The organism is Pseudaeromonas pectinilytica (assembly GCF_054780855.1).
Window position 1 is genome coordinate 1 of record NZ_BAAGVN010000290.1, and the last position, 8,320, is coordinate 8,320.

An 8,320-nucleotide genomic window follows, 5' to 3' on the forward strand; every position below is an offset into this window, starting at 1 on the left:
CCCTGGAACGTCCCGCTGGAGCCCATTGCAAAAAAAGTGGCGCAATACAACGAAGGCAAGTAGGCCGATTTAGCGGCGCTTACGATTATAATATAACTGTTGATTCATATGTTGGACTTCATGGGAAGGTTTCAGAGTTAATGGATCGATTTGAAACTGAGCTTTTAAATTATGTGGCAGTCAATGGTTTTTTGGCTTCTGACGGGCAAGTAACACAAATAGAAGAGTGAACTGTTGAGGTTATAGTTATAAAGGTAGTCGACAAAGAGAGTCATGTTCTGCAACAAAGATTCTTATGTCGGTCGAATGAGCCATTTACTGAATACCAAACATCAACAAATTGTTCCAGTCCTTAGTATTAATCCAGTATTTGAGGGGCGACTGCAGATATGGCAGTTCGAAAACTCCCTACGGGCAAGTGGCTTGCCGAGGTCTACCCAGAAGGCCGCCCGAGCAAAAGCAATCCTGATGCGCCACGCAAGCAGTTCGCCACTAAAGGCGAGGTATTGGTCTTTGAGGCGTTTGTGCTGGACTCTGACAAGGGCAAGCCCTGGCTGGAAGGGCACACTGTCGCTGGCGATGAGCGACGTCTAACGAATCTGGTACAGCGTTGGTTCGGGTTGCATAGCCAGAGCTTGAGCGATGGCGAGCCAGCCACTTGATGATGAACGGCGGCAATATCCGGGTGCTGCAAAAGATCCTCGGCCACTCGACGATCAATATGACCATGCGCTATGCGCACTTTGCCCCGGATCATCTGGAAGACGCGGTGAAGCTAAACCCGCTGAATGCCCCGTAAGGTGTCGCAGGTCAGGGGATGAAAATAGTTTTGGGTGATGGTGTTACATGAGGTGGAGCAGGGGGCTTTGTTGCTGATGACAAAAACGCTGTCGCCATTCTGTCGCCACTTGGCGGAATGACATAAATCTGAGAAGGGAGATTTGTTTGCTAACTGCTTGATTTGAATGGTGCCGGTGCCGCTATCGAAATGGCAACCTATCCATTTGATTTATATAGATCAAAATTAATGCGTGTTGGATTTATACCCCCAGAAATACCCCCAAACTCAATGCGCTGGGGTGGTATGTGGTGACACAAGCGGTAGTTTTCGTGCCGTGCCGAATTAGCCGCCGGATTCTATCCCTTGCGTGGTAAGGGATGCGGTTCATCTATGTCGAATTAGCCGCGGCATTAGGCAGTGGTGAAGATGGGCGACAGGCAGCCCAATCACGGATCCGGCCTCGGCTTGGGGGTGTCACGTTTCGTTCCCCCCTCTCTGCTGGTGGTTCGGCTTCAGGTGTCATCGAATTGGTGACAGTGCCATCGAATTGGTGACAGCGCGTTAGCCCAAATACATGGCCTCATATCACAGCCTGTGCTGCTCGGTAGCTGGTGGCCATCCTGAAGTTGTGCGCTGATGGGGGGATGTCGTGAAACGCGACACCCTCGGTTGGTTTAATTTTTTAATTTCGCGGGTATGGAAATTGAACGGGGCGGAGCAGTGGAGGGAGTCGAATAGGCTGGAGGATCGGATCCCCCCTACCTATGGCCCAGGCAGTGAGGTGTCTATCCGTAACCACTGGATGCAACCACAGCCTATCGGGTAGTAATACCCAGAATCCAGGCAGAATCACCCAGAATCCAGGCAGAATCACCCAGGTCTTGGCATGGGAAGGGCTCGGCCTGTAGGGCAACAAGGGCGGATCCTATCTCTATCACCTGTGATGCCTTATCCCACCAAGCCTGAGCCATGACGAACCAGGGAAGGAAGGAAACGGTTATTTTGTTGGCCTGTATATTGCGAACCACTGCGCGTCCACGTACCCGTAACAAGGGGGTGGGCGGGAGGGACCCATGGTTGTGGGTTCATGCCTTGCCTCTGGGTGTGGCGCTGGTTGTGGCTGGTGGTCGCCTAGGTGGTCGGCATACCCATTCGCTGCGATATCTGGCAAGGCGTTGCGGTGGTCGGGTTGATGGTCGGCAAGGCCCAACAATGGGATCAGCTTGTTCGTCATCGGGTTACGCTTGACCACCACCAGCAGACCGCGATCCTCGACCTCTGGTCGCAGACCTTGCCCGAAAGCGGGAATCTGTCATCGGTTCGCGGATGCTTCGGGGTGGCGGGTGCCTCGGGTGATGGCCCGGCCAGCACATGCCTATCTGTTTGTTACCTTGTCAGCCATTGGCATGGGTCCCTCTACCCCGGCCCCCGGTTACGGGTACGTGGACGCGCATGGGTTCGCAATATATGGGCCAGCTCAGAGCAAGGTTGTTGTTTAATTGTCAGCAGCGCGGAGCCCTTGTCGGGCCTGGCTTTGCGGCTTGCGATAGATCAACCATGACAATCGGGCATGGGGTTGGTGGTGGTGGGGGATCCTGCTATCGGCGCTGGCTCTCCGTATGTATAGTTAAAAGTAGTGGTAACACTGGTAACGAGGTAACAATCACCGCAAACCCGCACCAGCTCTGGCTTTGAGGTGTTACCACTTCCGGCATGGTAGTGGTAACACAAGGCATTTACTGGTAACAAATCACCCATCCTGTTACCAGTGTTACCTCTGTTGTTACCAGTAATCTGGATTTAGTGGTAACACCCGAAACCCGCACCAGATAAGGCTCTCAGGCTGATTAACTCCTTTGTTACCAGTGTTACCACCAACTTTGTGTTTCCATACGCGCACATGAATCGCAGAAAGTGGGCCAGCTATTCTGGCTGCCCCATGTCCTCCTCACCATCGATCACTCTTTCGGTAAACTTGTAGACCCGTGTTGTTCCCTTCATACCGGGTAACCGGACTACCTGCTGCCGCCGGATCTCATCACTCGGTGGAGCGTCCAGGTATCCGGCCGCCAGGCACAACCTCGTCACCTTCTTGGTGTCATAGCCCTTGGTGATCTCGCTCCAGCCGGTAGCGGTGACGTAGAAGGCGATCCCTTCCGGTTCTGCTCGGCGGTAGCCTACCAGGTTGGCCGGTCTGTGCTGGTTGTCGTGCCAATCAGCAAAGCGGGTGTACTGGTTGGCAGTGAAGAAGCGGCGCACCTGTTCCAGCGCGGCGGCGTCCTCATAGTTGCCCAGGTGGCCACGTTCAGCCAGCCAGGCAGCAAAGCAAGCCCGCACCCCCGCCAAGGCGTCACCCTGAGCCCACCCAGTGACACCCAGCCTGGTTGCCAGTTCTCCCGCTACAGCCACCAGCGCGAACCGTTCAGCCACCCGTCCCACCTGATTGCCAGCCCCGCCGGGGATCAGCTCTTGGGTGAAGCGGGTCACCTCGGCTCGAATAGTTCGCTTGTGCTGTTCCAACTCATCGGCCAGCCGCTCCAAGAAGGCCCGGAAGGGTGCCCCATAGGTTTGACTGGTGCGCAAGCGCAGGGCGTCAGCCAGCTCCTTGGAGTCGGGGAAGCCGTGGAGAGTTTCAAAGCAGCCATGCTTGCCGGTGTCACTAGGGATCTGAGGTAAGCGAACATCCATGCCGCCATAGAACCGGCCCCCAGCCTGTTCGGCGTGCTCGGCCAGTGACAGCTCTCCAGTGGAAAGGAACAGCAGTCGCCATTGCTTGCGCTCCCTCAGTTCGCCGTCTATCTTCGCCCGCCCTTTCCCCTGGCCATTCGCCAGCATATAAGCGGTGCTCCCAGCAGACTTAGGGTCTATCTCCTTGAGCTCATCCAAGCACAGCAAGGCATCATTGCGCCGGCTGGCGATGGCCTCGATGGCGTTACCAGTGGCCCGCCAGGTCTGCCAGTAGTCCGGGCCACCGCACACAGAAGCCGCCGCCTTCATGGTCGTGGTCTTGCCGTCTGTGCTGTCGCCCTTCAGGTGAAATCCCCCGCCATCCATTCCTGCCAGGCGCAGCAGGGGAGCGGCAAAGGCGCAAGACACGGCGAACAGCAAGCGGGAATTGCCCAGGCACAGCCTCCCGATCTGCTCTTGCCAATCGTTCAGACTGCCCGCCGTGGAGAAGTCATCCCCCCTGGCGTTACCGGATTGGAAGATGATCTCTGCCCCGTTCGGCCCCAGGGTGACATCCGGCAGCACATAGCGGCCATCGTGCCAGCCCGTATGCTCTAGGCTGGTTAGGGTCTGCCCCGGTCGGCTGCCCGCCAGATACTCCAGCAGGCGCTCTCTTGCCTTGCGATTGGGGCTGATGTAATCCAAGCCTCCGGCCAATAGAGCCCGGCGCAGATCTTCTCCGTTCCCGCTCAGCAGCTCCATGGGCATGACCCAGCGGCGCACAGTTCCTCGCAGGGTGTGCCACTCCAGCAAGCGGCCATAGGCTCCCTCGTTGGGGTCATGGGTCACTGCCAACACAGCAAGGGGAGCGCATAAGCGCACAGGCTCCAGATCACCCTTGGGGCTCACCTCATCGAACCACACGCCATCCCCAGTGAGGCGGAAAGCACTAGGCATGCCGGCGGGGCCTTCTTGGCTGGGTTGCTGGTGGAGGGCAATCACATCCATATCTGGCCGGTTACCGTCAATGCGCAGCTCTGCCGCCGGATGAGCTTGGCTTGCAATGTGGGCTGCCAGGTCCAATAACGAACCAGGGGCAACCGTTCCAGCCCTTTCAATGTTGACGCACAGGGTTTCCGGTCCAGCCAGCACCAAGCGGTGCCGCCAGTCTGGGGCGGCCATGTCCTTGGGTGTGACCACCAGCGGGCACAGGCCACCATCCAAACAAGTGAGCGGGTCGGAAGATACAGCCGCCAGAATGAGAGAGTCACCGGTCTGCCGGGCGGTGTTTATCTGCTCGGCACGGCTCCAAGCATCTGGCCCCACCAGCACCCACACGCTAGCCTTGTTCTCCAGGTCTCGGAACCGGGTAGGACGGAAACGGCTCTTGATGGGGATAACGCGATTCGTTGCTGTCATGTCGGCCCCTTAGTGTCTGGCTTTCTGGATAGGTAAATCGTTGCCGCGGTATTCATCCACCAGCTAACTGAATAGCTCATCCATGACGGCAACCCCCATGGGGGCCAAGCCATGGCCATCAGGTGCCAGCATGGCCCCCAGCATGGTGAGGCAGGCATCTAGCCCAGCCAACGGCCCCCGGCTCTCCAGTAAAGCGCCCTCGATGTGGTTGGATATGGCCAAGCCCACCAGCTCAACTGATAGTTCTAGGTGGGTGTGCTGGTGGATGAATGCCCGAACGCCAAACCGCTGGCGGGATAACTCCAGATAAGCGGCGGCAATCCTGTAGCGGCAGATGGCGATTAACCGCGCCTTATGCTGGGAGCGTTGATCCACCAGCCAGGCGGCAAGGGCCTGGCAATCCACCCACGGCAGCAACTCTGCCAGAGCGTCTATTGCGGATCCTTGATGGTCCAGCGTCACCCGGTCGAGAAACTGTGACAGGTCATCAGCAAGGCACGACTGAGGGGCGTTGTCCGTCTGCTCCAGCAGGAACAAGCAGACCGCCGGGGTTTCCTCCAGCATTTGCCGGATCTGGGCTGTTGCCCACTGGGTATAAGGGCGGGAGTTCATGGGGTTGGTTTGGTCAGGTCGGATCATGCCTCACCTCCTTGGCTGGTGGGCATAATCTGGCCGCCTAGCTCATCAGAACCAGACTTCGGTTGCTCAACCACTGCCTGGCGGAACAGGGCTAGCTTGTCGCAGTAGTCGCGATATTGCTCGCCGGCCTCTTCGGTGTTGGGGTCAAGCTGATAATGGGCACAGAACTCGGCAAAGGGCTTCATACCTTACCCCCTTTGTCCTGTGGGTGGGGGGCTGTTGGCTGGTTTAGATGATAATTCAGGTTACTACTGGCCCGCTTACACAGCAGGATCATGTCGCCCATGCGTTCAATCAGGATCGCGGTATCCGATACCTGGTTGTTAATGCTGCCCCAGTCCTCGTTGTTTGCGGCGGCAAGCAATAGACTGCCAATCCCCTTGAGGCCAACGGCAAGATCCTCGATGGCCTCTTGTGCCTTACTGGCTGTGCTGGCCATCTGCTCCCGGCTCATCCCGGTTACATCGTGAAAATCTCTGAAAAGACTATCCATGATGTTGCCCCCCAGCGATGCGAGCAGGGCAACGGCTCAGGAATACCAACGGCAGGCCAGCCAAGTGGGTGCGGGCTTGTGCCTCATTGGTGGCATAAACGGAAACGGTACGGATTGCAGAAAGCGCAGCGATAGGGCCACGACTGCGGGTAACGCAGAAGGTGTAGATCATGGGGTGATTCCTTGGTGTCAGGTAACCAAGGCGGACCGGGTAGCCGCAAAGCAGTGCCACACCAAGGGAAGGCACAGTGGGGGCGTTTTCTTTGGCTCCCGATCCATGCCCCCAAATACGGATGGATCCCCGGCAGGATGCCGAGAATCGGGGGAATAGATACAAATTGTCCCATGGTGTGGTCACAGCTTGCGGGTGCTTAATCCGCCAGCCTCGTTGCCGCTTGCTTAAGGCGGTAACAGGTTGAATCGTACCGCGCCGGACGGCAGCGGGCAAGGCTTCGCCCTGAGCTTGACGCCCATTATTGAAAATCATCATTCGGGGTTCCCTCTTAGGCTGCTGGTTTCGGCTGTTCGCTGGCGGGGATTGCGGCCAGGTAGCGGGCAATCTGCTCCCGGCTCAGGGATAGCGCCCCACGGGCCTTGCGCTTGAGGTTTACCAGTTCGGCTAGCTTTCGGGCTTGGTTGCGGTCGGCCAGCCAGTAGCGTTTCAAGTAAACCTGTTCTCCCCCTGTGTGCTGGTGGGGGAAAAACTCATCCTGAATATCGATACCCTGCCGGCGCAAAACGCTTACCGAATTCCGAAAGTTCAGATCGTGAAGTCCAGACAGACCAGAGAGTGAACTGGTGCCGTTGGTGCCATTCTCCAGCAGGTGGACGGCCACCAGCTCCAACTTGGTAGCGCTACGGATCGGGGCGGTGCTATGCTGTATCTGCTGGTTAAGGGTCGTGCCGTTCTGCGGTGCGGCCTTTGTTTTTTCCATGATCCGCTCTCCCTATGCTGCTTGTTGGCTATTGCCTTGAGCCGCCATCCAGGCGTGAACGTCCTCGGCTCTCCAAGCCGTGACTCGCTCCGACAACTTGATCGGCTGGGGGAAGGTGCCTTGCTTGACTCGCCGCCACAGAGTGGTGGCAGAAAAGCCCAGCACGGGAAGGATAGAGGCTTGCCGAACGAAGCCGACAGCCGGGAGGGTGGTCGCGTTACCTTGTGCCATACCGTGGTTCCTTATGCGTTTGGGTGGTATGGCCCGCACTATCGCAACCCAATTGCCTTAATGATCCGCCGGTAACAGCTACCGGCGGGCCGATAGACGTTACCGGGATCACTCTTTCTTGTGGGGTTTTCCGTCCTTCATGGCTGCGCTCAACACTTGTTCTATCTTCTCTCTAGAAAGGGGGGGTTGAGCGTTATTCCAGTACCGATGTGCGTGTTGCTCTAATGCCTCGGCCCACTTGGTTGCGGTAGTTCCACACTCATCTGGTTTTTCCTGCTTGATGTGGATCGCGGCAGCCAAAATAGACTCTCGATTTACGGCATGTCGCTCGGCAGTAGGGTGAGGAACGTAGTATTTTGATTCTATAGGCTGATGACTTCGCGCAAGTAACCCACCAGTCTTAATGTGGTCGAATAATAGCTCCAAGTCTCGCCTGATAATCCAAAGATCCTTTACTTGAACTTCTCGCATATGACTCCAAACAGGAACCACAATCGAGGATTCCCCTGCCGGGGTTAAATACAATTCGTCCGAAAGTGAACTTGATTCGTCATCACCAGGAAATAGATAAATATCTGTTATGGCCGCTTCATCTAGACGCCAGAATCCTTCGATTCTTGCCATTATTTCAACAGCTTTATTCCGGATGTTCGGGCAACTCGTAGAAGTGCTTTTCTCTACGAGATCAAGATGCTGATACCAAGTGGCTTCGGCATCATCCCATTGATTACCAGACGTAATATCAATGCTTGAATATTCACCAATGGTAACGCTCTTTGTCGCAGTTTTTATCCATCGAGTTCTCTGTTTAATGAACTCAAAGGATGCCCGGTTAATCCACGCAGTTACATTTTGAGGAACCGGGAAATAAAGGCAAATCGAAATCGAGCCAATTCCGGCCCAATGAAGGATATCCTCTATCTTGCAGTTCAGTAGCTCTGCTGCTCGCTCAATGCGGCAATATTCGAGTGGCAGTAGTTTCGATGACTCAGCCATAGCGCAGCCCTTACACCATCAGCCTGAATAGGGACCGGGTCAGGCGGGAGGCTGTACCCCGCTTTTCGATTGGCCGATCTAAATAGCTGATCCTAATTTCGCTCCAGTTGCATAAGCCCATGTCCATTACCGGGGAACGGGGCGGCATGATCCAGGAAG

At 56.2% G+C, this 8,320-nt stretch carries 10 protein-coding genes and 1 pseudogene; 3 read left to right on the forward strand and 8 right to left on the reverse strand.

All coding sequences use genetic code 11. The features are described from left to right. The 3 genes and pseudogenes from ACYVG7_RS11680 to ACYVG7_RS11690 all read left to right on the forward strand — a co-directional run. Positions 1 to 230 (forward strand): hypothetical protein (locus tag ACYVG7_RS11680; protein WP_460883282.1); only part of this gene is annotated, 230 nt, incomplete at its 5' end. 159 nt (positions 231 to 389) lie between these two features. After that, positions 390 to 662 carry a hypothetical protein gene (locus tag ACYVG7_RS11685; protein ID WP_460883283.1) on the forward strand — a complete coding sequence of 91 codons (273 nt, stop codon included), beginning with the start codon at positions 390 to 392 and terminating at the stop codon, positions 660 to 662. Continuing rightward, positions 650 to 799 (forward strand): annotated as a pseudogene (locus ACYVG7_RS11690) (tyrosine-type recombinase/integrase); the annotation flags it as partial. The gene ACYVG7_RS11685 and the pseudogene ACYVG7_RS11690, both read left to right, overlap by 13 nt. Before the next feature lie 1,905 nt (positions 800 to 2,704). Here the strand turns inward: ACYVG7_RS11690 and ACYVG7_RS11695 are convergent. From ACYVG7_RS11695 to ACYVG7_RS11730, 8 genes are all read right to left on the reverse strand, one after another. Further along, the gene (locus ACYVG7_RS11695) at positions 2,705 to 4,867 is read right to left on the reverse strand and encodes a DUF927 domain-containing protein (RefSeq protein ID WP_460883284.1); all 2,163 of its coding nucleotides are present in this window, start codon (positions 4,865 to 4,867) and stop codon (positions 2,705 to 2,707) included. Between the two features lie 63 nt (positions 4,868 to 4,930). Next, positions 4,931 to 5,506, reverse strand: coding sequence for a hypothetical protein (locus ACYVG7_RS11700; protein ID WP_460883285.1), 576 nt, complete (start codon positions 5,504 to 5,506; stop codon positions 4,931 to 4,933). Next, complete coding sequence (locus ACYVG7_RS11705; RefSeq protein ID WP_460883286.1) at positions 5,503 to 5,691, reverse strand: hypothetical protein; 189 nt, start codon at positions 5,689 to 5,691, stop codon at positions 5,503 to 5,505. Before ACYVG7_RS11705 ends, ACYVG7_RS11700 begins: the two co-directional genes overlap by 4 nt. Then, entirely contained in the window at positions 5,688 to 5,999 is a 312-nt protein-coding gene (locus tag ACYVG7_RS11710; protein ID WP_460883287.1) for a hypothetical protein, read from the reverse strand. The genes ACYVG7_RS11705 and ACYVG7_RS11710 overlap by 4 nt, the downstream gene beginning before the upstream one ends. After that, positions 5,992 to 6,489 carry a hypothetical protein gene (locus ACYVG7_RS11715; RefSeq protein ID WP_460883288.1) on the reverse strand — a complete coding sequence of 166 codons (498 nt, stop codon included), beginning with the start codon at positions 6,487 to 6,489 and terminating at the stop codon, positions 5,992 to 5,994. Before ACYVG7_RS11715 ends, ACYVG7_RS11710 begins: the two co-directional genes overlap by 8 nt. A 13-nt stretch (positions 6,490 to 6,502) precedes the next feature. Continuing rightward, on the reverse strand, positions 6,503 to 6,934 hold the full coding sequence (locus ACYVG7_RS11720; protein ID WP_460883289.1) for a hypothetical protein: 432 nt from the start codon (positions 6,932 to 6,934) through the stop codon (positions 6,503 to 6,505). Between the two features lie 12 nt (positions 6,935 to 6,946). Then, complete coding sequence (locus tag ACYVG7_RS11725) at positions 6,947 to 7,165, reverse strand: helix-turn-helix transcriptional regulator (protein WP_460883290.1); 219 nt, start codon at positions 7,163 to 7,165, stop codon at positions 6,947 to 6,949. Positions 7,166 to 7,273: 108 nt separating this feature from the next. Continuing rightward, complete coding sequence (locus ACYVG7_RS11730) at positions 7,274 to 8,161, reverse strand: hypothetical protein (protein ID WP_460883291.1); 888 nt, start codon at positions 8,159 to 8,161, stop codon at positions 7,274 to 7,276. Positions 8,162 to 8,320: the final 159 nt, after the last annotated feature.